Source organism: Saccharopolyspora montiporae, from assembly GCF_015209505.1.
Taxonomy (GTDB): domain Bacteria; phylum Actinomycetota; class Actinomycetes; order Mycobacteriales; family Pseudonocardiaceae; genus Saccharopolyspora; species Saccharopolyspora montiporae.
Genome location: NZ_JADEYC010000019.1, coordinates 60,356 through 79,603 on the forward strand (window position 1 = coordinate 60,356; position 19,248 = coordinate 79,603).

Sequence of the window (19,248 nt, forward strand, 5' to 3'; positions counted from 1 at the left end):
CGCTCCTCACCAAATGCTGATCGACCCGGTCAGGACCCGGGCGGCGGACTCCTCGTCGACCTCCCGCGGACTCGTCGCCAGCAGCCGCTGCTGCTTCATGGTTCCCTCGACGAGCTGCGGCACGTCGCCTTCGCCGAAGCCGACCGCGCCGATTCCGTTGGGCATGCCGATATCGCGCATCAACGCGGTCAGCGCGGCGGGCAGCCGCTCGGCGTCGTCGGTGCTCCCGTGCCCGGGAGCCAGCAGTTCGGCGGCGCGCAGGTGCCGGTCCGGGGCGGCCGGATAGGTGAACCGGAACGCCTCCGGGGCCGTCAGCGACACCGCCTGCCCGTGCGGGACCATCGGTTCGTCCGACGGGTATCCGGGCGGGAAGTGGTCGGTGACCATGCCCGCGACCGGGTAGGCGTTGGCGTGCGGCAGGTGCACCCCGGCGTTGCCGAACCCCATCCCGGCGAAGGTCGCGGCCAGCATCATGTCCGAGCGCGCCTGCAGGTCGGTGCTCCCGTCGTGCACCGCGCGGCGCAGCGATCCGGCGATCAGCGCGAGTGCCTTCTCGCACCACAGGTCGGAGACCGGGTTGGACCCGCAGTAGGTGACGCGCTGCTCCGGTTGCTTGCGCGGGAAGTCGGTGTAGCTGCGCGCCGTGTAGGACTCCAGGGCGTGGCAGACGACGTCCATGCCGGCCGCGGCGGTGACTTCCGGCGGCAGGCCCAGCGTCAGCAGCGGGTCGACGACGGCCATCGCCGGGCGCAGCCGCCAGTGGCTGATGCCGGTCTTCACCTTCATGGACAGCACGTCCAGGATGCACATCGCGGTGCTCTCCGACCCGGTCCCGGCCGTGGTGGGCACCGCCACCAGCGGGGCCAGCGGACCGTCCGGCGGCAGGGCCGCGCCGACCGGCTTGTTGACGTGGTCCATGAGCCTGCCGGGCCGACTGGTCAGCAGGTTGACCGCCTTGGCGGTGTCGATGGCCGATCCGCCGCCCACGGCGACGAACCCGTCCCACGGCCCGCGGTCGGCGGCGGCGTCAGCGGCCTGCACGAGACTCTCGTCGGTGGGCTCGACGTGCGCCCGGTCGTAGAGCTCGGCAGCGATGCCGAAGCGCTTGAGGTTCTCCGACACCCGCTGCGGGATCCCGGTGGCGGCCACGCCGGGGTCGGTGACCACCAGCACCCGGTGGACGTCGTACTGGCGCAGGTCGAACCCGATCTCGTCGGCCGCGCCGGCGCCGAACTTCAGCGGGGGAGCGCCCCAGGTGAAGATGGTTTCCTCGGTCTCGCCGGTCACGTGTAGACCCCTTCCGGAGCGGTGCGCAGTTGGTGGACCTGGTCGGGGTCGTGGCCGAAGACCATGGTGGCGTCGGTGCGTTCGGCGATCCCGCGCAGCTTCTCCACCGATGAGTAGAACTGTTCCAGGTTGTCCACGATGGCGGCGGGCACGGTCGGCGGTCCGTAGCTCTCGCCCATGTAGACCGCGTCCGAGGTGAAGATCATCGTGCCGGTGTCCGGCAGGTCGACCTGCATGGACATGCATCCCGGGGTGTGCCCGGGCGTCTGCAGCAGGGTGACACCCGGCAGGAACTCCTGGTCACCGTCGACCGTGGCGAACTCGTCCGCGGCGTAATCGGCCTTGAGGTGCGCGCCGCGGAACGGTCCGTCGAAGCCGAAGGCGAACTCCTGCTCCCGCGTCGAGCACACCAGCTGCGCCCCGGTTCCGCGGAACAGGTCGATCCCGCCCGCGTGGTCGAAGTGCAGGTGCGATAGGACAACGTAATCGATGTCGCCGGGCCCGAGGCCGAGTTGCCTCAACCGTGAGTCCAGGTATTCCTCCTCGCCGACCGCGTCGTAGGGGAAGAAGTCCTGCAGGCCGGTCGGTTCCCACCTGGTTTCCCAGTCGCGCGGGCAACTGGTGTCCCACAGCAGTTTTCCATCCGGGGTGTCCACGAGTGCGCACAGCGTGGGGATTTCGGTCCACGGTGCGGGAAGGTGCCGGTCCTGCCTGCGCCGCATGGCTTTTCCCGGAGCCAGCAGCAGCCAGGTGAGATCGGCGTGCATGGATCCGCAGTGCAGGATGCTGACGGTGGTCTTCTTCGCCACGAGCGCCTCCTCGTCCGGGTGCGGCCAGGGAGTCGGATGCTTCGGTCGGCGGTCGCGCAGCGGTGATCGCGGTGCAGAACGATCGTGCGGCGGGCGGAACCCCGCGCGGCGCACGAACCACATTAGTGGCCGGACGAGTGAAGTCAACCACACGTGACTGCGGCATCCGGGTGCCGTCCGTGGTGGTGCGGACGCGCGCGGTTCGCCCGCTCGGGCCGCTCGGCCCGCGGGAGGCGGCGGACGCGTCGCGCGGTCCCCGGGGCGGTGGGACAGTCGAACCGGGGTGGTGCGCTATGCAGACGGTGCTGGTCACCGGGGGAACCGGTCATCTGGGCAGCGAGGTCGTGCAGCTGCTCGCGCCGACTCACCGGGTGCGGGTGCTCACGCGCCGGCCCGGAACCGGCGGCGCGGGCGAGCAGGTGCGCGGCGACCTGGTCACCGGGGAGGGTCTCGCCGATGCGGTCGACGGGGTGGACGCCGTCGTGCACGCGGCCACGTTCTCGCCCGCCGCGCAGCGCGGTTTCCTGCGCCCGGTGGATTTCCGGCGCAGTCCGCCGGACGTCGACGTGGACGGAACGAGTCGGCTGCTCGACGCGGCGGCCCAGGCCGGGGTGGACCACTTCGCATACGTCTCGATCGTCGGCGTGGACCGGCCCGCACTGCCCTACCTGCAGCTCAAGCACACCGCCGAGGAACTGGTCACCATCTCGGAGGTGCCGTGGACGATCCTGCGCGCGACCCAGTTCCACTGGCTGGTGGACCGCATGCTGGGCGCGGCCGGCCGGTTGCCGCTCCTGCCGCTGCCCGCGGCGCTGCCGGTGCAACCGGTCGACGCAGCCGATTTCGCCGCGTTTCTCGTGGAGCGGCTGCTCGAAGGCCCTGCCGGCCGCGTCGAGGATTTCGGCGGGCCCGAGCTGCTGACGCTGGGCCAGGCGCTGCAGATGTGGTGCCGCGCCAGGGAAAACCGGCCGCGGGTGCTGAAAGTCCCTGCGCCGGCTCGGATGCAGCGAGCTGCCCAGCGGATGACCGCGCCGTCCGGCAGGCGCGGGACCACGACCTGGCAGGACTGGCTGGCCGCCCACCCGGCCGAATAGCCCGGCGGGCGGCCGGTTGATCAGGCGGGATCGGCGATCTTGACCAGCATCTTGCCGGTGTTCTCCCCGCGCAGCAGGCCGAGGAACGCGTCCGGGGCCGACCGCAGGCCGTCGACGACGGTCTCCCGGTAGCTGATCTTGCCGTCGCGCAGCCAGCCACCCACGTCGGCGCGGAACTGGTCCTGCACGTGCATCCGGTCGCCGACGATGAAGCCCTCCAGCCGCAGGCGCTTGCTCACCAGCATGAACATGTTCCGCGGGCCGGGTTCGGGCGTCGCGTTGTTGTACTGCGAGATCATCCCGCACTCGGCGACGCGGCCGAAGTCGTTGAGCGCGCCGATGGCGGCTTCCAGGTGCTCGCCGCCGACGTTGTCGAAGTAGACGTCGATGCCGTCGGGTGCGGCTGCGGCGAGCTGCTCGGCGACCGGGCCGTCGTGGTAGTCGAACGCGGCGTCGAATCCGATCTCCTCGGTGAGGTAGCGGACCTTCTCCGCGGAGCCGGCGCTGCCGATCACCCGCTTCGCGCCGCGCAGCTTGGCGATCTGCCCGGCCAGCGAGCCGACCGCACCGGCCGCGCCGGAGACGAACACGGTGTCGCCCTCCTGCTGCCGCGCGACGTCGACCAGCCCCGCGTAGGCGGTCATCCCGGGCATGCCGAGCACGTACAGGTAGGCGTTGAGCGGCGCGATGTCCGGGTCGACCTTGGTCGCGGAGCGGCCGTCCAGCACCGCGTAGTCCCGCCATCCGGCGGAGTGCAGCACGAAGTCACCGGCGGCGAATCCTTCCGCATCGGACTGGACGACCTGCCCGACGGCGCCGCCGTCCAACGCCGAGCCCACTTGGAAGGGGGCCACGTAGGACTTGCCGGCGTTCATCCGGCCGCGCATGTAGGGATCCACGCTCATCACGAGATTGCGCACCAGCATCTGCCCGGGGCCGGGCTCGGGCACCGGGACCTCGGCGACGTCGAAGGTCTCCCGGGTGGGCCATCCCTGCGGGCGGGCGGCGAGGCGGATCTCCAGGCCGTTGTTCATCATCACTCCTAGCGGGTCTGCGACGCGGCCCACCGTATCAATTCTGGCAGTTTCTGCCACATGGCGGACACTGACTTTTGGCAGTCGACGCCGTGGTGCACAATGGCCCCATGAGCGCCCCGACCGATCAGGACGGCTTGCGCGCCCGCAAGAAGCAGCGCACCCGCGCCGCCCTGATCGACGCCGGACTGGACCTGTTCGCCGGGTCCGGTTACGAATCGACCACCGTCGACGAGATCGCCGCGGCCGCCGACGTCTCCCCGCGCACCTTCTTCCGCTACTTCGCCAGCAAGGAGGACCTCGCCCTGGCCAAGGGCGCGGAATTCGACGTGCTCGTGGTCGACGCGCTGGCGGGCAGGCCGGCGGCCGAACCGCCGCTGGCGGCGCTGCGCGGAGCCGTGCTGGAGATGCTGCACGCGGCCGCGGACGGCGACGGGGTGCACCGGTACCTGCTGACCCAGCACCTGATCACCAAGAACCCGGCCCTGCTGGCCGGCAACCTGCGGCGCAGCGCCGAAGTCGAGGAGCAGCTCACCGCCGAGATCGCCCGGCGGCAGGACCTGGACCCCGCCGCGGACCTCCGCCCCCGGGTGCTGGTCGGCGTCGTCTTCGCCGGCCTGCGGATCGGTCTGGAGGCGATGTGCGCCGATCCGCGCCGGGACGCCGAGCGGATGCTGGAGCTGGTGCGCGAGGCCGTCGACCTGGCCACCGCGGGCATCCCGGAGCGCTTCAGCGGCGGCCCGGGGAGCTGGTGATCGACGACCGCGGGAGGAACGACGTGGACGCCGTGCTGCGCGCCGAGGACGTGCGGGCGGCGGCCCGGCGCCTGGACGGGACCGCCCACCGCACCCCGGTGCACACCTCGCGCGCGGTGGACGAGCTCACCGGTTCCCGGGTGTTCTTCAAATGCGAGAACCTGCAGCGCGCAGGAGCTTTCAAATTCCGCGGCGCCTACAACGCGATCGCCCGGCTCGACGCGCAGCAGCGGCGCGCGGGCGTCGTGGCGTACTCCTCCGGCAACCACGCCCAGGCCGTGGCGCTGGCCTGCCGGCTGCTGGGTGCGACCGCGGTCGTGGTCATGCCCACCGATGCCCCCGCGGGCAAGGTCGCCGCCACCCGCGAATACGGCGCCGAGGTGGTCACCTACGACCGGCACACCCAGGACCGCACCGCGATCGGGCGGCGGCTGGCGGCCGAGCGCGGGCTGGTGCTCATCCCGCCGTTCGACCACCCGGACGTGATGGCCGGGCAGGGCACCGCGGCGCTGGAACTGCTCGCCGACGCCGGGCCGCTGGACGCGCTGGTGGTCCCGGTCGGCGGTGGCGGGCTCATCGCCGGCTGTGCCACGGCCGCCCGCTCGGTGCAGCCCGATCTGCGGATCGTGGCCGCCGAACCGCTGGCCGCCGACGACACCAGCCGGTCGCTGCGCGCGGGCAGGCGGGTGCGCATCCCCGTCCCGGACACCATCGCCGACGGACTGGCCGCACCGGAACCGGGCGAGCTGACCTTCGAGGTCAACCGGCGGCTGATCGACGAGATCCGCACCGTGCCCGAGGACGAGGTGCGCGCGGCGGTGCTGCTGGCGTTCGAACGGCTCAAGCTGGTGATCGAACCGAGCGCGGCGGTGGCGGTGGCGGCGCTGCTCGGCGGCAGGCCGCAGCCGGGCGAGCGGATCGGGGTCGTGCTCTCCGGGGGCAACATCGCCCCCGCGGACTTCGCGCGACTGACCCGGTGAGCGGCACCGCGGCCCATCCGCCGTGCGCCGTGCCCGGGTTCGGGGCACAGTGAGCTCGCATCGGAACAGGTGCTCGACCGGAGGTGCTCATGAGCGCGGCATCGGGCGGCAAGATCGTGGTCGGTGTGGACGGCTCGGAACCGTCCAAAGCGGCGTTGCGCTGGGCCCTCCGGCAAGCCGGGCTCACCGGTGGCTGGGTGTCCGCGGTGATCTCCTGGGACGCGCCGCCGATCTACGGCTGGGAAGCCGCGCCCAGCCGGGACGACCTGAACACCAACGCCGCGCACATCCTCGGCGAGGTCATCGCCGAGGTCGCCGATGACCAGGGCGGGATCACCATCGGGCGCGAGGTGGCCAACGGCCACCCGGCCAAGGCGCTGCTGAGCAGTGCCGAGGACGCCGAACTGCTGGTGCTGGGCAACCGCGGGCGCGGCGGGTTCAGCAAAGCGCTGCTGGGATCGGTTACCGCCTACATCACCCACCACGCGGCCTGCCCGGTCGTCGTGGTGCGAACCGCGGTGTGAGCGGCACCGATCCCCGAGGAGGTCACGTGCCCCCGACCGAGGTCGTCGACGCCCCCGAACAGCACCGCTTCGAGGTGCGCACCGGGGACGAGGTCGCCGGATTCACCGAGTACCGGCTGCAGCGCGGGGCGATCGCCTTCATCCACACCGAGATCGACCCGCGGTTCGAAGGGCGCGGCCTCGGCAGCACCCTGGTGCGCGGTGCGTTGGACGAGGCGCGGCGCCGCGGACTGGCGGTGCTGCCGTACTGCCCGTTCGTGCGCAGCTTCATCGACGGGCACCGCGAGTACCTCGACCTCGTGCCGGAGGACAAGCACACCTACTTCCGGCTGTGACCGCCTGCCGGCCCTGCCGAGACGCGCTCAGCGCTGCGGGCCTGGGCCCGGTGCTCACCCTCGGCGATCTCCTCCACGAGCTTCGCGTTGAACGCCGCCAGGTCCTTCGGCGTCCTGCTGGTGACCAGCCCGCGATCGGTCACCACCTCGCGGTCCACCCACTCGGCTCCGGCGTTGACCAGGTCGGTGCGCACGCTCGGGAACGAGGTCACCGTGCGTCCGCGCACCACGTCGGCCTCGACGAGCAGCCAGGGCGCGTGGCAGATCGCCGCGACCGGCTTGCCCTGCTCGAAGAACGCGTGCGTGAATCGCACCGCGTCGCCCACGGTGCGCAGGTAGTCGGGATTGGCCACGCCACCCGGAAGCACCAGGGCGTCGTAGGAGTCCGCGCCGGTCTCGCCCACGACCGCGTCCACCGGGAACGTGTCCGCCTTGTCCAGGTGGTGGAAGCCCTGCACCCGGCCGGACTGCGTGGACACCAGGACCGGATCGCCGCCCGCCTGCTCGACCGCCGTCCAGGGCTCGGTCAGCTCGACCTGCTCGATGCCCTCCGGCGCGACCAGGAACGCGACCGCGCGACCGGTGATATCGGCTGTCATGCGCACCTCCTGTGCTCTCGATCTCCGACCGGCGGTGTTCCCCCACCCGCCGTGGCGCAAACACCCGGGCTACTGCCGCCCGAGGTGATCACGCTGGAAAGCACCCATCCGCAGCGCGTTGTGGTAGCGCCCGCCGGCGAAGAACTCCTCGCGCAGCTCGCCCTCGGTCCGGAAACCCGCCTTCTGGTAGATGTGGATGGCTTTCGGGTTCTCCGTGCTGACCAGCAGGTAGATCTTGTGCATGTTCAGCACGGAGAAGGCGTAATCCAGCGCCATCCGGGTCGCCCGGCCGGCGACACCGCGCCCCTCGTGGTCCGGTGCGACGATGATCTGGAACTCCGCGTTGCGGTGGATGTAGTCGATCTCCACCAGTTCGACGAGCCCGCCGCGCTCCCCGTCCACTTCGATCACGAAGCGGCGCTCCCGGACGTCGTGGATGTGCCGGTCGTAGATGTCCTGCAGTTCCACCAGCGCCTCGTACGGCTCTTCGAACCAGTAGGACATGATCTGCGAGTTGTTGCTCAGCCCGTGCACGAACCGCAGATCGTCGCGTTCCAGCGCGCGCAGTCGAATCGCCATCCCGGCAGCATCGACGACCCGTGCGGCCGGGCGCAACGCAGAACGCCGCGCTCCGCGGCGACCACCGCGCGATCGGGACGGTCGGATCCACTGTGGATCGACCCGGCGGTCCTCGGTGGACCGACGGAGCGGCGGGGTGCGTTACCGTGGGCCCGACCCCGACGGATCGAGGAACCCATGATCTTCATTACCGCAAAGTTCTCCGTGGTGCCCGAGCACGCCGACCGGTGGCCGGAGATCGCCGCGGACTTCACTCGGGCCACGCGCGCCGAGCCCGGCTGCCTGTGGTTCGACTGGTCGCGCAGCGTCGAAGACCCGACCGAGTACGTGCTCGTCGAAGCCTTCCGGGACGGGGAGGCGGGCGCGGCCCACGTGCAGTCCGACCACTTCAAGGCCGCCCAGGACGCGCTGCCGCCGTACCTGGTGCGCACGCCCCGGGTGGTCAACACGACGGTGGACCAGGACGACTGGTCGCTGCTGGGCGAGATGGCAGTCCCCGGCTCGGACTGACTCCGCCTCGTTCCGCGCCGGGCCCGACCAGCGCACTCGCCGGACATCGAGATGCCGGACATTCCGGCGTGTTTCGGACATAGGCGCGCGATTTTCGGGTCACGGCGCGGGTTGGCGGATCCCCGAGGGAACGCAGCGGGTAGGATCCGGCGGGTATCCGCGCTTCACGGAGGTTCACATGCCTGGTACCTGGGAAATCCTCATCGTGGTGCTGGTTCTGGTCGCCGTGTTCGGCGCCTCCAAGCTCCCGAAGATGGCCCGCTCCCTCGGTCAGTCCGCCCGGGTCCTCAAGGCCGAGGCCCGCGGGCTCAGCCAGGACGAGGAGCGCGCGAAGAGCGAACGGTCCGAAAGCGCCGACGCGCTGCCCGCGGGCGGCGGCTCCGCGACCGACCGCTCCGGCGCGGCCGCGGAGGACGAGACGCGGGACAAGCAGCAGAACTGACGCCCCCGCCTCAGCCGGAGGCGCCCGCCAGCCAGGTCGGCACGTCCGGCGGCAGGATCTCCGCGTCATCCCCGGCCAGCAGCGCACCCTCGCCGAGCGCGACGGGGTCGGCGGGCACGCTCCGCACCGGGCGCGGATCGCCGGTACGGGCCAGCACGCGCTCGGTGAGCTCAGGCAGCCGCAGCACCTCCGGACCGGCGATGCGCCGGGTCGCGGTGTCCGGATCGCCGACCGCGGCGTCGGCGAGGGTTCCGGCGACGCTGTCGGCGGCCACCGGCTGGACGAGCCAGTCCTGCACCGCGACCTCGTCCGCGCCGAACGACACGGCGAACGGGTTGGTCGCGAACTCGTGCCACTGCGTGGTCTTCACCAGCGTCACCGGCACCGGGCTGTCCGCCAGCTCCGCCTCCTGATCCCGTTTGCCCGCGTAGTACTCGAACCCGGCAAGCCGCGGATCGTGGATGCCGAGGATCGACAGGAACACCAGGTGCCCCACGTTCTGGTCGGCGCACGCGCGCACCACGTTGCGGGTGGCCGCGGCCAGCGCCTCGCGCATCCCCGACCCACCGTCGGACGGCAGCGGCTGCGACGCGTCGATCACCGCATCCGCCTCAGCCAGCGCCTCGTGCAGCCCCGCACCGGTCAGCAGATCCACACCGGACGCGCGGGACAACCCGGTCGCCGCGATCCCGCGTCCACGCAGCTGCGCCAACGTCCGGGCCCCGGCGGTTCCGGTAGCTCCGAGGACCGCCACCTGCACGATCGCCACCACCCTTTCCACGTTTCCATCGGCACGTTCCCAGTACTCGCACGCTAGCACCGCCCGCCGAGGCGGCCTGGACCACACTCGACCGCGGTGTCCAGGCGGGAGTAGAACGAGAGGAGGCGGCAGCAGCGCCGCCGGGGAGACGCAGAGGAGAACACGCCCACCGATGACCGCGCCGACCGCGTCCGCACTGGACCTTCCCGCCTACCTGGAGCGCATCGGGTTCCCCGGCCCGCCGGACGCCCCGGACCTGGGCACCCTGTCCGCGCTGCAGCGCGGGCACCTGATGAGCATCCCGTTCGAGAACCTGGACGTGGTCGGCGGATCCGTGCCCTCGCTCGCGCTCGCCGACCTGCAGGACAAACTGGTGCGCGGGGGCAGGGGCGGCTACTGCTTCGAGCACAACCTGCTGCTGGCCGCCGTGCTGGAACGAGTCGGATTCGGTGTGCGGCTACTCACCGGCCGGGTGCTCGTCGGCACCGACGACCCCGCCTCGCGGCCGCGCACCCACGCGGCACTGCTGGTCGACGTCCCCGGGGAAGACACCCGGTTCCTGACCGATGTCGGGTTCGGCTCGATCGGGGCGCCGATCGAGCCCCTCCCGTTCACCGCGGGCGCCGAACGCGCTGCCGGCACCCGGCGGCACCGGCTGAGCCGGTGGCCCGGTGCCGACGGGTACGACAGCTGGGTGTTGGAGGCGCGCGCGGGTGACCGGTGGGTCCCGCAGTACGCGCTCAGCGCCGAACCCGCGGCGCGGATCGATCTGGACGTGGCCAATTGGTACATCGCCACCCACCCGCGCTCGCCGTTCCGCGACCGTCCGGCCGTGCAGCGCACCGAACCGGGCGTGCACCGCTCGCTGTCCGGGCGCGAGCTCACCATCACCGATGAGCACACCGGTACCGCGCGCACCCGTGAACTCACGGATGAGCAGGAGGTCCGGCGCGTGCTCCGCGAGGAGATGGGCCTGCCGGACGGCGTGCGCTGAGCCGATCTTCACACGATGGCGGGATGCCTGGTCAGGGCCGGGACGAATGCCCCTGTCCGGACACACGCCCAACCGGCACGGTGGTCTCCTGGCCCGACGCGAGAGGTGCTGGTCGTCGGATGCACTGGTTCCACCGGCGCGAGCGGGGGCGCGAACGCGGCCCCTGGCCCAGAGCGGACGAGCCGGCGCTGCTCGACGCGCTGCGCCGGTTACCGCCGGGCGTCGACGAGCGCCCGTGGTCGCCGCAGCGGCGGGGCCGTTCGGTGGTGCTCAGCGAGCATTCCGCGGACGGACCGCGCGAGCGGGACTGGCAGGCGCGCGACCGGCGGCTGTCCTGCGGGGCCGCGGCGGCGAACCTGAGCGTGGCGATGCGGCTGCTCGGTTGGGACTCCCGGGTGCGCTGGCACGCCGACGAAGAACACACGGCGGCCACGGTGACCCCCACGCACCGGCATGTCCCCGACGAGACCGACCGGCAGCTGGCCCGGGCGATGCAGACCCATCCGGACGAGCACCGGGTGCTGTCGGCTCCTCCGGTACCCGCTCCGCTGCGCGAGGACGTGCGGGCGGCCGCGGGACGGCGGGCGATCTGGGTGACCGGCGCCGAGCAGCACGAGGTGCTGGCCCGGGCGCTGCAGCGGGCCGGCTGGGAGGCGGTGGAGGAAGCCGCGGGGGAACTCGACATCCCGCCGCCGCGCAGCGGGCAGCTCGCCGATGCCGGACCGCTCACCGCGATGACGCCGCGGATCCCGGACCCGCGGGATCCGGATCAAGCCGCGCTAGGTGGTTCGGTGCTGGTCGTCAGTTCGCTCATCGACGGTCCGCTGGACCAGCTGCGCGCCGGTGCCGCCGCGCAGCAAGCCTGGCTGGAGGCGGTGCGGATCGGACTCGTGGCCACGATGATCACCCGGCCGCTGCGGTTCCCGGCGGTGCGCGAGGAGCTCGCGGCCGAACTGCGCATCGGCGGGGTGGCGCACCTGCTGCTGCGGGTCGGCGCCCCGGCCGATCCGCGTCCGTGAGCGCAGGTCCCGCTACGGGCGCGGCGGGCCGGTGCTGCCGCGTTCGGTCAACGTCGGGGACAGCACGATGTCCCGGCGCGCGGTGCGGCCGTCGTCGAGGCGCTCGGCGGCGCAGCGCACCGCCAGGTCCGCGTACTGCTGGGCGTCCTGGCGCACCGAGGTCAGGTCGAGGAAGGACAGCGCGGCCGTGCTGCTGTCGTCGTAACCGATGATGGAAATGTCCTGCGGCGCGCGCACTCCCGCGCGCACGAGCGTCTCCTGCAGCCCGAGCGCACATGGATCGTTGCCCGCCAGCACCGCGGTCGGCAGCCGGTCCCGGTCCAGCAGCGCGCGGGCCGCCCGGGCGCCGGACTCCTCGGTGTAGTCCCCGCCGAGGATCTCGGTGTGCTCGGTGAGCCCGCGGGCGCGCATCGCGTCGGTGTAGCCGCGCCGGCGTTCCGCGGCCCCGGGCAGCTCACCACCGTCCACGTGCAGGATGTCCCGGTGGCCGAGCCCGGCGAGGTGGTCGACGGCCAGCCGGGCTCCCGCGACGTCGTCGGTGCGCACGCTGTCGGTGCCCGCGGCGCCGGTGTGCTGGCCGATCTCCACGACGGGGAGCTGCTCGGCGATCTTGGCCAGGTGCGCGGGTGCCTCCGCGGACAGTCCGATGAGCACCAGGGCTTCGCAGCGCAGGCCGAGCAGGTCGTCGAGGGCCGCGCGCAGGCTGCGGGCGGGCAGCATCGCGCTGAGCACGACGCCGTAGTCGAACCGCGCGGCCGCGGTGTAGATGCCTTCCACGATGTGCGCGTCCAGGGCGTGCTCCATGGTGAACAGCACCCCGAGCTGGCGGCTGCGCTGCCTGCGCAGCAGCCGGGCGGCGGTGTCGGCGTGGTAATCGAGATCTTCGGCGGCGCGCAGGATCTGCTCGCGGGTCTTCGGGTTCGGGCCGGGCCGGTCGCCGAGCACCAGCGAGACGAGTTGCCGGGACACCCCCACGTGCGCGGCGACGTCGGCCATGGTCGTGCGCCTGCCGCGAGGACGGTTTCCGCCGCGCGCGGGCTCGCCGTCGGCCATCGGCGCCTCCAGGCTCGTCGGATGCGGGGGCCGCACCGCCCCGCGCCGGCGATGGTATCCGCGCCGGTCCGCTGCGGATCCACACCGGCCGCGGAGCGAGGGGTGTCACAGCCCGCGGGTTTGGCTGCGCGGGGCGCGAGCTGCGACCCTGGATTTGGCACGTGCTAAACCGTTGCCGGGACCGCCGTGGATGCCGGGCCCGCACCACTGCTGCCCGCCGTGCCGAACCCACCGTTCGACGAGGAGACACCGCATGGCTGTGGCGCTGCTCGCCCTGGCTCTGGGCGCATTCGCCATCGGCACCACCGAGTTCGTCATCATGGGCCTGCTTCCCGAGGTCGGCGCCGATCTCGGCGTGCCGCTGTCCTCGGCAGGCCACCTCATCTCCGCCTACGCGCTCGGGGTCGTCATCGGCGCACCCCTGCTCACCGCGCTGAGCACCCGCCTGCCGCGCAAGAGCGCGCTGCTGCTGTTCCTCGGGTTGTTCGTGGTGGGCAACCTGACCACCGTGCTGGCCCCCGAGCACGCGACGGTCTTCGCCGCCCGCGTGGTGGCGGGGCTCCCGCACGGCGCGTACCTGGGCCTGGCCACCCTGGTCGCGGCCCGGCTGGTCGGCCCGGCCAAGCAGGCGACCGCCGTGTCCCGCGTCCTGCTGGGCCTGACCGTGGCCAACATCGTCGGCGTGCCCGGCGGCACCTACCTCGGCCAACTGCTCGGCTGGCGCGCGGCGTTCCTGGTCGTGGCCGCGCTCGGTGGTCTCGCCGCACTCGGGGTCGCCGCGTTCGTCCCGCGGGTGGAAGCCGCACCCGGCAGTGGTCTGCGCAGCGAGCTCTCCGCGCTGGGCCGGCGCCCCGTGGTGCTCGGGCTGACCACCGCGGTCTTCGGGTTCGCCGGGGTGTTCGCCGTCTACAGCTACGTGTCGCCGATGATGACCGAGCTGGCCGGGCTGAACGGCGGTGCGATCCCGGTGGTACTGGCGCTGTTCGGCGTGGGCATGACGCTGGGATCGCTGCTGGTCGGCCCGCTGGCCGATCGCGCCCTGCTGCCGACGATCTACGGCTCGCTGGCCGCGCTGGCGGTCGTGCTCGTGCTGTTCACGTTCGCCGTGCACACCCCGCTGACCGCGGTGCTGGGCATCATCGTGCTCGGTGCCGCCGGATTCGGGGTCACCGCCCCGTTGCAGGTGTTCGTGATGGACCGCGCGGGCACCGCGCCGACCCTGGCCGCCGCGTCCAACCACTCGGCGTTCAACCTCGCCAACGCCGGTGGTGCCTGGCTCGGCGGGCTGGGCATCGGCGCGGGATGGGGCCTGACCTCGCCGGCCTGGATCGGCGCGGTGCTCGCCGCGGTCGGCCTGGGCCTCGCGGTGCTGACCGGGTCCGCGCATCACCGGGAACGCCGGCAGGAGGACCGGGAGACCGCTGCGGAGACCCCCGAGCCGGCCCGCGGTTGAGCGCTCAGCCGCGGGTCCCGGCCGGCTGCTCCAGCAGCGGTGGTCCGGACGGGCTGGCGAGAACCTCGTCGTCGAGCAGTCCTTCGGTCCGGGCCACCGCGGTCGGGATCGCGATCTGCCCGGCGACGTTGGTCGCGGTGCGCATCATGTCCAGGATCGGGTCGACGGCGTAGACGACCGCGATGCCGGTGGCCACGACCTGCGGCGGGAAGCCCAGCGCGGCCAGCGTCAGGGTCAGCATGGTGAACCAGCCGGTGACGCCGGCCGTGGCGATCGCGCCGAACACCGCGACCAGCACGATGGTGAGGTACTGCGGCCAGCCGAGCGGGATGCCGAACAGGTCCGCGATGAACACCGCGCCGATGGCCGGGTACACGGCCGCGCACCCGTCCATCTTCGTGGTGGTCGCCAGCGGCACGGCGAAGCTCGCGTACGAGGGGTGCACGCCGAGGTTCTCCGCGGCCTGCCTGCTCAGCGGCAGGGTCGCGCTGGACGAACGGGACACGAAGGCGAACTGCAGGACGGTCCAGCTCTTCGCGAAGAAGCGCAGCGGGCTCACCCGGGCGATGCCGCGCAGCAGCACCGGGTAGACGCCGAACAGCACCACCGCGCACGCCAGGTACGTCCCCGCGGTGAGCCGGAGCAGCGGGGCGAAGAACTCCCCGCCGTAGGTGGCCACCGCGTTGCCGATGAGCCCGAGCGTGCCCAGCGGCGCCAGCCGGATGATCCAGCCGAGCACGCGCTGGATCACCTCGAACAGTGACCGGTTGACCTCGACGAACGGCCTCGCCGTGTCCCCGAGCGCGTAGCAGGCCGCGCCGATCAGCAGCGCGATGAACACGACCTGCAGCGTCTCGCCGTCGGCGAAGGCGCTGATCAGGTTGTCCGGGACGAGACCGGTGACCAGGTCCGACCAGGAACCGGCCTCCTGGTCGGACACCTCGCGCAGATCGGCGTCATCCGGCACGAGGCGCACCCCCGCACCCGGCCGCAACGCGGTGGCGACGAGCAGCCCGATCACGACCGAGACCAGCGACGTGATCGCGAACCACAGCGCGGTCTTGCCGCCGAGCCGGGCCGCGGTGCGGCCGCCGCCGACGGCGCGGAGGCTGTCGATCCCCACGACGATCGCGGTGAAGATCAGCGGCAGCACGGTGAACGTGAGCAGGTCGGTGAACGTCGAACCGACCAGGTCCAGCGTCGTGACCAGCCATTCGGCGTCGGTGCGGCGCGCGGCCCAGCCGAGGACGGCACCGAGCACGAGCGAGGTCAGGATGGCGACGGCGAAGGCGCGCGGGCTGATCCGCGGGCGCCGGGCGGCAGGCGCCGCGGATTCGTCCGAAGTGGACACAGGTGTCTCCTGGGTTCGCCGACCCGCCGGATGCGCGGTCGGGCGGTGAGCGGGGGCGCCGGGCGATCCGCAGCACGGCGGATTCGCAGGCGGCGACTACAGCGCGCTCGCCTGGCGGCGCAGGTCGACGTGCGCCCGCGCGGTCAGCAGGCAATACCGGGCGGTGTTCATCACGTCCGGCCACAAGTCGACCGCGGAGCTCGCTATTCCCCGTTCGAGTGAGGAGTGCGCCGGATCACTTCCGAAACGACCGCGGCGGCCGTCAACACGCTGTTGAAACATTGCGGGCGGTATCGCCGATGTACCGGCTGCCACCGGGCCGCACCTGGAAAGTGGCCCGGTGGCGCCTGCACCGATCACGCGTCGCGCGCGCAGCGGAAGCCGGTGTTGCTGGTCGTGGTGTCCGGGGTCAGCCCCTGCCGGGCCGAGACCCGGTAGCGGCGGCAGTACGACTCGTGGCACAGGAACGATCCGCCGCGCGCGCTGCGCCGGCCCGCGTGCGCCGGGTCGGGGCGCTGCGGCACCGCGAACTCGTCGGCGCACCACTCCCAGACGTTGCCGGTGGTGTTGTGCAGCCCGTAGCCGTTCGGCGGGAACCCGTCGACGGGGCATGTCCCGTACCACCCGTCGGCGAGATCGTTGCGCTGCGGGAACACCCCCTGCCAGACGTTCATCCGCGGCACGCCGCCCGGCTCCAGCTCGCCGCCCCACGGGAAGGGCTGCCCGCGCAGCCCGCCGCGCGCGGCGTACTCCCACTCGGCCTCGGTCGGCAACCGCAGGCCCGCCCACGCGCAGTACGCCTGGGCGTCGCGCCAGGAGACGTGCACCACCGGATGGTCCCACCTCGTGTCCACATCGGACTGCGGGCCTTCCGGGCGGTCCCAGCGCGCACCCTCGACCTGCCGCCACCACGGGGCCGCGGCGACCCCGCGGGTCGGCGGGAAGTCGTCCGGCAGCAGCCCGGCGAACACGAACGACCAGCCCCACCGCTCGGCATCGGTGCGGTAGTCGGTTTCCGCGGCGAACGCGGCGAAATCCGCGTTGGACACCACCGCGACCGACATCCAGAACGCGTCCACGTGCACGGTGCGCGGCGGCCCCTCCCCATCTTCCGGGTAGGCGTGCTCGTCGGCGCAGCCCATCAGGAACGACTCGCCACCGAGCGCGACCATGCCGCGCGTGCTGCCCGCGGTCCCGGACGCGGCGGGCACGTCCGGGACCGAGCGCCCGGTTCCCGGGCTGCAGCACCCCTCACTCATGGCCGGCTCGGAACAGGGCGCGCTGCTGCGCCGCGTCCGCATCGTCGTAGAGGTCCTCGCCCAGGTCGACGCGCACCCGGTGCAGGGTTCCGGTGAACGCGTTGTCCACCACCGGGTAGTCATCGGTGACCGGGGACGCCCGGTCCACGCCGATGTCGAAGGTCTCGTCGAAGGCGAAGTAATACGGGATCGTGGCCGGCACGACCACCTCGCCCGCCGCGGCACCGTCCACGGACAGCGCGGCGGTACCGCCCCTGCCGACTCCCCCGCCGTCGTAGCCGAACTCGACGCGCAGCTCGTGAGGCCCGGCGGGCACCGGATCCGCGGACCGCGCGGTGTGCACCTGCAGCCCGAAGTAGTTGTACGCGTAGCACAACCGACCCTCGTGCAGGTACACCGACCAGCCGCCGAACCGGCCGCCCTGCGCGAGGAGCACGCCCTCGGCACCGCCGTCCGGCACCGTCACCTGCGCGGTGAGCACGTGCGAGCGGTTCTTGACGTTAGGTGCGGTCTCCTCGGTCAGCCGCTTGGCGCCGGCGTGGAAGGTCACCGAGCGCCGGTCGCCCATCAGGTCCAGCCGGCCGGCCTCCTGCGGGTTCTCCCGCTCGGTCATCCGGTCGTCGAGCGGGAACACGTTGTGCCGCGCGGCTTCCACCAGGAACAGCTGCTTGAGCTCCGCGAGCTTGCCGGGGTGCTCGGCGGAGATGTCGTGCGCCTGGGTCCAGTCGGTGTTCGTGTCGTAGAGCTCCCACTCGTCGTCGTCGAAGTAGCGGCGTCCGTCCTGGACCATCTCCCACGGCGTGCCGTGCCGGGTGACCGCGGTCCAGCCGTCCCGGTAGATCCCGCGGTTGCCGACCATCTCGAAGTACTGCAGCCGGTGCCGGTCCGGGGCGTGCGGTTCGTTGAAGCTGTAGAGCATGCTGGTGCCCTCGATGGGCTGCTGCGCCACGCCGCCCACCGCTGAGGGGTGCGGGATGCCCGCCGCCTCCAGGACGGTCGGCACGATGTCGATCACGTGGTGGAACTGGTCGCGGACCCCGCCCGGCTCGGCGATGCCGTTCGGCCAGTGCACCACCATGCCGTCCCGGGTCCCGCCGAAGTGCGAGGCCACCTGCTTGGTCCACTGGTACGGCGTGTTCATCGCCAGCGCCCAGCCCACCGGGTAGTGCGCGTGCGTGGTGGCGTCCCCGAGCTCGTCCAGGTGGTCCAGGATGAACTCCGGGGTGTCCGGGATGCCGCTGGCGAACCGGTGCTCGTTGAGCGTGCCGCCGAGCCCCCCTTCCGCGGAGGCCCCGTTGTCGCCGAGGACGTAGACGAACAGCGTGTCGTCCAGCGAGCCGGCTTCCTCCAGCGCGTCGACGAGACGTCCCACCTGGTCGTCGGTGTGCTCGGCGAACCCGGCGTAGAGCTCCATCAGCGCGGCGGCGGAACGCTGCTCGGCGGCCGAGAGGTCGTCCCAGTGCGGGACCCCCTCCGCCCAGGGTGCCAGTTCGGCGTCCTGCGGCACCACGCCGAGTTCCTTCTGTTTGCGCAGGGTGATCTCGCGCTGCTCGTTCCAGCCGTGGTCGAAGCTGCCGCGGTACTTGTCCCGGTATTCGCGCGGCACGTGGTAGGGGGCGTGCGTGGCGCCGAACGGCAGGTACATGAAAAACGGGCTGTCCGGCTTCAGTGAGCGCTGGTCCTGCATCCAGTCGATGGCCCGGTCCACGAGATCCTCGGACAGATGGTAGCCGTCCTCCGGCTTGCGCTCGGGTTCGACCGGGCTGGTGCCGTCGAACAGCACCGGGTACCAGTGGTTCATCTCCGCGCAGAGGAACCCGTAGAACTTCTCGAAACCCTCCCCGGTGGGCCACCGGTCGAAGGGGCCGGCAGCGCTCACGTCGCGGGCCGGGGTCTGGTGCCACTTGCCGAAGGCAGCGGTGTTGTAGCCGTTGCCGGACAGGGTCTGGGCGAGGGTGGCCGCGCTCAGCGGCCGGATTCCCGTGTAACCCGGTGATGAGCTCGCCATCTCGGTCGTCACGCCCATGCCCACCGAGTGGTGGTTGCGCCCGGTCAGCAGCGCTTGCCGGGTCGGCGAGCAGATGGCGGTGACGTGGAAGCGGCTGTAGCGCAGCCCGCCGTCGGCGAGCCGCTCGGCGGTGGGCATCCGGCACGGTCCGCCGAAGGCGCTCGGCGCGCCGAAGCCCATGTCGTCGAGCAGCACGACGACGACGTTGGGCGCCCCCTTCGGGGCGCGGACCGGCTGCCGAGGTTCGAACGCCGGGTCCTGGTCGCGCACGTCCAGCGAGGTGGCGTCCGGCTGGTGGTCGTCGGCGATCGGCAGCCGGGTGCGGTCGGGTGGCCGCTCGGGCATGGGGACTCCTGTTCGCGGGATGTTCGTGCGCTCCGCCCGGTCGGGCGGAAGGTGCGGT

General features: G+C 72.3%; 20 protein-coding genes. 10 read left to right on the forward strand and 10 right to left on the reverse strand.

Features of this window, described 5'->3' with window-relative positions; translation table 11 throughout:
• Positions 1-6 precede the first annotated feature (6 nt).
• Together IQ251_RS12375 and IQ251_RS12380 are read right to left on the reverse strand one after the other, a co-directional pair.
• Positions 7-1,287 carry a hydroxyacid-oxoacid transhydrogenase gene (locus tag IQ251_RS12375; RefSeq protein ID WP_193928684.1) on the reverse strand — a complete coding sequence of 427 codons (1,281 nt, stop codon included), beginning with the start codon at positions 1,285-1,287 and terminating at the stop codon, positions 7-9.
• On the reverse strand, positions 1,284-2,096 hold the full coding sequence (locus tag IQ251_RS12380; protein WP_370591362.1) for an N-acyl homoserine lactonase family protein: 813 nt from the start codon (positions 2,094-2,096) through the stop codon (positions 1,284-1,286). The genes IQ251_RS12375 and IQ251_RS12380 overlap by 4 nt, the downstream gene beginning before the upstream one ends.
• A 293-nt stretch (positions 2,097-2,389) precedes the next feature.
• On the opposite strand from IQ251_RS12380, the gene IQ251_RS12385 reads away from it, so the two are divergent.
• A complete protein-coding gene (locus IQ251_RS12385) occupies positions 2,390-3,190 on the forward strand; it encodes an SDR family oxidoreductase (protein ID WP_193928685.1) in 801 nt (266 codons plus the stop codon).
• 20 nt (positions 3,191-3,210) lie between these two features.
• On the opposite strand, the gene IQ251_RS12390 is transcribed toward IQ251_RS12385, so the two are convergent.
• Entirely contained in the window at positions 3,211-4,224 is a 1,014-nt protein-coding gene (locus tag IQ251_RS12390; RefSeq protein ID WP_193928806.1) for an NADP-dependent oxidoreductase, read from the reverse strand.
• A gap of 110 nt (positions 4,225-4,334) precedes the next feature.
• Between IQ251_RS12390 and IQ251_RS12395 the strand changes: the two genes are divergently transcribed.
• The 4 genes from IQ251_RS12395 (at position 4,335) to IQ251_RS12410 (ending at position 6,818) form a co-directional block, all read left to right on the forward strand.
• On the forward strand, positions 4,335-4,979 hold the full coding sequence (locus IQ251_RS12395; protein ID WP_193928686.1) for a TetR family transcriptional regulator: 645 nt from the start codon (positions 4,335-4,337) through the stop codon (positions 4,977-4,979).
• Positions 4,976-5,959, forward strand: coding sequence for a pyridoxal-phosphate dependent enzyme (locus IQ251_RS12400; protein ID WP_370591363.1), 984 nt, complete (start codon positions 4,976-4,978; stop codon positions 5,957-5,959). The genes IQ251_RS12395 and IQ251_RS12400 overlap by 4 nt, the downstream gene beginning before the upstream one ends.
• A gap of 89 nt (positions 5,960-6,048) precedes the next feature.
• On the forward strand, positions 6,049-6,483 hold the full coding sequence (locus IQ251_RS12405) for a universal stress protein (protein ID WP_193928687.1): 435 nt from the start codon (positions 6,049-6,051) through the stop codon (positions 6,481-6,483).
• Between the two features lie 26 nt (positions 6,484-6,509).
• Positions 6,510-6,818, forward strand: coding sequence for a GNAT family N-acetyltransferase (locus IQ251_RS12410; RefSeq protein WP_193928688.1), 309 nt, complete (start codon positions 6,510-6,512; stop codon positions 6,816-6,818).
• Here the strand turns inward: IQ251_RS12410 and IQ251_RS12415 are convergent.
• Positions 6,803-7,417, reverse strand: coding sequence for a type 1 glutamine amidotransferase domain-containing protein (locus IQ251_RS12415; RefSeq protein WP_193928689.1), 615 nt, complete (start codon positions 7,415-7,417; stop codon positions 6,803-6,805). The two genes, IQ251_RS12410 and IQ251_RS12415, sit on opposite strands and share 16 nt — an antisense overlap.
• A 69-nt stretch (positions 7,418-7,486) precedes the next feature.
• Entirely contained in the window at positions 7,487-7,996 is a 510-nt protein-coding gene (gene speG / locus IQ251_RS12420; protein ID WP_193928690.1) for a spermidine N1-acetyltransferase, read from the reverse strand.
• 177 nt (positions 7,997-8,173) lie between these two features.
• On the opposite strand from speG, the gene IQ251_RS12425 reads away from it, so the two are divergent.
• A complete protein-coding gene (locus IQ251_RS12425) occupies positions 8,174-8,506 on the forward strand; it encodes a putative quinol monooxygenase (RefSeq protein ID WP_193928691.1) in 333 nt (110 codons plus the stop codon).
• A gap of 178 nt (positions 8,507-8,684) precedes the next feature.
• The gene (locus IQ251_RS12430) at positions 8,685-8,948 is read left to right on the forward strand and encodes a twin-arginine translocase TatA/TatE family subunit (protein ID WP_193928692.1); all 264 of its coding nucleotides are present in this window, start codon (positions 8,685-8,687) and stop codon (positions 8,946-8,948) included.
• Positions 8,949-8,958: 10 nt separating this feature from the next.
• On the opposite strand, the gene IQ251_RS12435 is transcribed toward IQ251_RS12430, so the two are convergent.
• Positions 8,959-9,717 carry an SDR family oxidoreductase gene (locus tag IQ251_RS12435; protein WP_370591364.1) on the reverse strand — a complete coding sequence of 253 codons (759 nt, stop codon included), beginning with the start codon at positions 9,715-9,717 and terminating at the stop codon, positions 8,959-8,961.
• Between the two features lie 163 nt (positions 9,718-9,880).
• Here IQ251_RS12435 and IQ251_RS12440 point away from each other — a divergent pair, with 163 nt between their 5' ends.
• Together IQ251_RS12440 and IQ251_RS12445 are read left to right on the forward strand one after the other, a co-directional pair.
• Positions 9,881-10,702, forward strand: a complete 822-nt coding sequence (locus IQ251_RS12440) for an arylamine N-acetyltransferase family protein (protein ID WP_193928693.1) — start codon at positions 9,881-9,883, stop codon at positions 10,700-10,702.
• Between the two features lie 119 nt (positions 10,703-10,821).
• The gene (locus tag IQ251_RS12445; protein WP_193928694.1) at positions 10,822-11,721 is read left to right on the forward strand and encodes a hypothetical protein; all 900 of its coding nucleotides are present in this window, start codon (positions 10,822-10,824) and stop codon (positions 11,719-11,721) included.
• A gap of 12 nt (positions 11,722-11,733) precedes the next feature.
• Here the strand turns inward: IQ251_RS12445 and IQ251_RS12450 are convergent, their stop codons facing one another.
• The gene (locus IQ251_RS12450; protein ID WP_228046655.1) at positions 11,734-12,774 is read right to left on the reverse strand and encodes a LacI family DNA-binding transcriptional regulator; all 1,041 of its coding nucleotides are present in this window, start codon (positions 12,772-12,774) and stop codon (positions 11,734-11,736) included.
• 253 nt (positions 12,775-13,027) lie between these two features.
• Here IQ251_RS12450 and IQ251_RS12455 point away from each other — a divergent pair, with 253 nt between their 5' ends.
• Positions 13,028-14,227: an MFS transporter gene (locus tag IQ251_RS12455; RefSeq protein WP_193928695.1), complete on the forward strand. Its 1,200-nt coding sequence runs from the start codon at positions 13,028-13,030 to the stop codon at positions 14,225-14,227.
• A gap of 4 nt (positions 14,228-14,231) precedes the next feature.
• On the opposite strand, the gene IQ251_RS12460 is transcribed toward IQ251_RS12455, so the two are convergent.
• From IQ251_RS12460 to IQ251_RS12470, 3 genes are all read right to left on the reverse strand, one after another.
• Positions 14,232-15,578, reverse strand: coding sequence for a dicarboxylate/amino acid:cation symporter (locus tag IQ251_RS12460; protein ID WP_193928696.1), 1,347 nt, complete (start codon positions 15,576-15,578; stop codon positions 14,232-14,234).
• A 356-nt stretch (positions 15,579-15,934) separates the two neighbouring features.
• A complete protein-coding gene (locus IQ251_RS12465) occupies positions 15,935-16,837 on the reverse strand; it encodes a formylglycine-generating enzyme family protein (RefSeq protein WP_502362405.1) in 903 nt (300 codons plus the stop codon).
• Complete coding sequence (locus tag IQ251_RS12470; protein WP_193928697.1) at positions 16,830-19,190, reverse strand: arylsulfatase; 2,361 nt, start codon at positions 19,188-19,190, stop codon at positions 16,830-16,832. Before IQ251_RS12470 ends, IQ251_RS12465 begins: the two co-directional genes overlap by 8 nt.
• Between the last annotated feature and the right edge of the window lie 58 nt (positions 19,191-19,248).

Excerpts from the sequence above, each read along its gene's own strand:
- IQ251_RS12385 (WP_193928685.1), top strand. The coding sequence starts at position 2,390 with ATGCAGACGGTGCTGGTCACCGGGGGAACCGGTCATCTGGGCAGCGAG.
- IQ251_RS12405 (WP_193928687.1), top strand. The coding sequence starts at position 6,049 with ATGAGCGCGGCATCGGGCGGCAAGATCGTGGTCGGTGTGGACGGCTCG.
- IQ251_RS12440 (WP_193928693.1), top strand. The coding sequence starts at position 9,881 with ATGACCGCGCCGACCGCGTCCGCACTGGACCTTCCCGCCTACCTGGAG.
- IQ251_RS12415 (WP_193928689.1), bottom strand. The coding sequence starts at position 7,417 with ATGACAGCCGATATCACCGGTCGCGCGGTCGCGTTCCTGGTCGCGCCG.
- IQ251_RS12450 (WP_228046655.1), bottom strand. The coding sequence starts at position 12,774 with ATGGCCGACGGCGAGCCCGCGCGCGGCGGAAACCGTCCTCGCGGCAGG.
- IQ251_RS12445 (WP_193928694.1), top strand. The coding sequence starts at position 10,822 with ATGCACTGGTTCCACCGGCGCGAGCGGGGGCGCGAACGCGGCCCCTGG.
- IQ251_RS12455 (WP_193928695.1), top strand. The coding sequence starts at position 13,028 with ATGGCTGTGGCGCTGCTCGCCCTGGCTCTGGGCGCATTCGCCATCGGC.
- IQ251_RS12425 (WP_193928691.1), top strand. The coding sequence starts at position 8,174 with ATGATCTTCATTACCGCAAAGTTCTCCGTGGTGCCCGAGCACGCCGAC.
- IQ251_RS12390 (WP_193928806.1), bottom strand. The coding sequence starts at position 4,224 with ATGAACAACGGCCTGGAGATCCGCCTCGCCGCCCGCCCGCAGGGATGG.
- IQ251_RS12395 (WP_193928686.1), top strand. The coding sequence starts at position 4,335 with ATGAGCGCCCCGACCGATCAGGACGGCTTGCGCGCCCGCAAGAAGCAG.
- IQ251_RS12430 (WP_193928692.1), top strand. The coding sequence starts at position 8,685 with ATGCCTGGTACCTGGGAAATCCTCATCGTGGTGCTGGTTCTGGTCGCC.
- speG (WP_193928690.1), bottom strand. The coding sequence starts at position 7,996 with ATGGCGATTCGACTGCGCGCGCTGGAACGCGACGATCTGCGGTTCGTG.
- IQ251_RS12465 (WP_502362405.1), bottom strand. The coding sequence starts at position 16,837 with ATGAGTGAGGGGTGCTGCAGCCCGGGAACCGGGCGCTCGGTCCCGGAC.
- IQ251_RS12470 (WP_193928697.1), bottom strand. The coding sequence starts at position 19,190 with ATGCCCGAGCGGCCACCCGACCGCACCCGGCTGCCGATCGCCGACGAC.